Below are 2908 nucleotides of genomic sequence, written 5' to 3'. Positions count from 1 at the left end.
GCTCATTGCACAGGAGAGTATAAAGAGGAGGCATCCTGATAGGATTGCAGAGTCCCTGCATATAGCAAAAAGTTTATTTATTTTCAGTTCCCTGTATATAAAAAGCTCAACAAAAAGTGCATATACAGCAGATACTGCTGCAGCCTCTGTTGGTGTGAAAACACCCCCGTATATGCCACCGAGCACAAGGACAGGGAGGAATAAAGCCCATAACCCATCTTTTATAATCTTCAATCCTTCTCTAAAAGTATAGTGTACTCTTGAGTGCCATCCATTTTTGCGGGACATATAATACGAGTAGCCCATAAGGCAGCATCCGATGAAAATACCGGGCAGGAAACCTGCCATGAAGATTTCTGCGACAGAAACATTCATCACAAGGGCATAAAGAATCATAGGTATACTCGGAGGGATAAGAATGCCAAGGGAACCTGCAGATGTAAGCAGGCCTATGGAAAATCTGTCACCGTAGCCTTCCTTTATAAGGGCAGGCATCATGATGCTTCCTATGGCAATAACAGTAGCCGGGGAAGAACCGGAGATGGCGGCAAAAAACATACATGCCATCACCGATGCCATTGCAAGGCCACCTGTGAATCTACCAACAAAGAGCTTCATTACGCTCACTAATCTGTCAGAGATTGCCCCTTCAGCCATTATATTGCCTGCAAGGATAAAGAATGGCACGCCGAGGAGAACAAAGTTATCAAGACCGTTGAAAAGCTGCTGAATAAGAGATGTCAAAGGGGTATGGGCAATAAAAATCAGGTATATAGCTGTTGTGGCGGCCAGAACGAGAGAGATCGGCATGCTGAGGGTAAGGAGGGCAAAGAAGCAGAGAAGGATGATCGTTAAATTCATCTGTTACTTTCTCCTGACCCTTTCAAAGGGCTCACCTCTCAAGAAGCTTTTGAAGTGCTTGAAGGACAACACAAAAAACCTGAAAGCCATCGATATGGAAAACAGTGGAATCGCTATATAGGGAATAAACATAGGTATCTGCATGGCAGAACTTTTCACACCAAAGGATTTTAATGACACGAGATGTTTAAACCCGTAATATATAAAAATGATGACCATAATCCCCGATATAAAATAGGCAATTGTTTTCAAAAGGTGGCTTACCCTGTCAGGGGCATATTCTGTCAGGGCCTCCATTGAAAAGTGTGTACCGTACTTTACACCAACTGATGCCGCAAGGTATGTCCCAAAAATAATTAAATAGTTTGCGAACTCCTGGAACCATGTAAACGTATAGGATATGGTATACCTGAGGCCAGTTTCGACAAAGGTCAGGATTGCAAGGCCAAGGAGCGACAGGCCAAGGAATCCCTCTTCGAGCTTGTTCAGCTTTTTTATGAAATTGTCCATTATTTTAGCTATCAGCCATTAGCTTTCAGCTTTGAGAAATAGGGGTCAATTGAACCCTGACCCCTATTCCCTGAACCCTTGATCTTTTTACTTCTTCTTCGAATAAAAGTCTATCTTCTTTAAATAGAAGTCGTACCATTCAGCCCCGAATACACCTCTATATTTTTCGTACACAGGTTTTACAGCATTTTTGAAGGCTCCCCTTTCTTTTGCAGTTAATATTATGACATCCACCTTCTGGGCCTTTGCCTTTTCCAAGGCTTCTACTCTATTTTTTGCATTCCCATCCCTGTTCACCTTTATCTGTACTTCTGCTGCCTCTTTGAATATTTTCTGCTGTTCAGGTGTGAGGGATTCCCAGAATTTCTTATTCACCACTGTCGGACATTCAGTCAATATATGATTTGTTATAGTGGCAAATTTGTTAACCTCTGTGAACTTCATCAAAATTGATGTATAAATAGGGTTATCCTGGGCATCAATAACCTTTTGCTGTAAAGCATTGTAAATCTCAGGGAAAGGAAGCGGGGTTGGATTAGTTCCAAATGCTTTAAAGGTATCTATAAATAATGGGCTTTCAATGACCCTTATCTTTAAGCCTTTTAAGTCTTCAGGTTTTCTGATGGGTCTTTTTGAATTAGTTATATCCCTGAACTCATTCTCTGTGTATCCAATAAAGATAAAGCCTTTAGGTTCGCAAAATTTATAGAATCTTTCTTTCACATCCTTATCATCAAGAACCTTATAGGCAACCTCTCTATTTGGATATATAAATGGTAATTCGATTATACCCATTTCCGGCACAAAATTAGCGAGCACACCAGCAGTCACTGCTGTCATATGCAGTGTCCCTGCCTGAACCTGCTCTGTCATGGAACGTTCACCACCGAGCTGACCAAGGGGAAATACCTGAACCTCAATCTCCCCTTTTGTCTTTTCTGTCACATATTTAGCAAAAGCAACTGCTGCATGGTGCTGCGGGTGAATGGGTGGTCCCACATGGCCGTATTTTACAATAATCTTAGCTTCGGCAAACGAAAAAGAAGAAAGTATAAAGGCCAATAAAATAAAGATTACACATATACCTTTTTTCATAATGTTATCCCCCTTGTACTATTTTTAGTTTTATTAGATAAATTCTTATATAAAAATCCATCCTTGTCAAATAAATTATTTTAAAACATTTATTGATTGGTGAATGATCTGACGAAGAACATTTCTAAGCAAGAGAACGAGATTTCAAAAGGAAATTTAGAGGGATATGCAAAAAAGGATATCCTCCATTATGTATGCAGTGAGAATTAAAGGGTTGAAAATGCTAAAGTGGTTTTTAGTATTGACAAGGAAGCACTTTTGTTTTACAAATGATTATTGTGTAGTTTAAATGATTTAAAATTTTGAAGGGGGTAGTATTATGAAAAAATCAAAATGGTTTTCAATTTTTTTGGTCAGTTTGTTTGGTCTATTTTTTATGTGTCCGACATCCAATGCGGCAAATACGATTAAGGTAGGCATTGTTGATACCTATACAGGCCCT

General features: G+C 39.6%; 3 protein-coding genes. All 3 read right to left on the bottom strand.

What is annotated here, in order from left to right; all coding sequences use genetic code 11:
* A partial coding sequence (locus tag NTU69_04905; GenBank protein MCX5802862.1) for a TRAP transporter large permease occupies positions 1–861 on the bottom strand: 861 nt, incomplete at its 3' end.
* A 3-nt stretch (positions 862–864) separates the two neighbouring features.
* Positions 865–1371: a TRAP transporter small permease gene (locus NTU69_04900; protein MCX5802861.1), complete on the bottom strand. Its 507-nt coding sequence runs from the start codon at positions 1369–1371 to the stop codon at positions 865–867.
* Positions 1372–1458: 87 nt separating this feature from the next.
* A complete protein-coding gene (locus tag NTU69_04895) occupies positions 1459–2466 on the bottom strand; it encodes a DctP family TRAP transporter solute-binding subunit (GenBank protein MCX5802860.1) in 1008 nt (335 codons plus the stop codon).
* Positions 2467–2908 lie beyond the last annotated feature (442 nt).

This window comes from Pseudomonadota bacterium (genome assembly GCA_026388215.1).
GTDB lineage: Bacteria > Desulfobacterota > Syntrophorhabdia > Syntrophorhabdales > Syntrophorhabdaceae > JAPLKF01.
The sequence above is the reverse complement of the archived record's forward strand: the minus strand, read 5'-3'. Positions and strand labels throughout refer to the sequence as shown.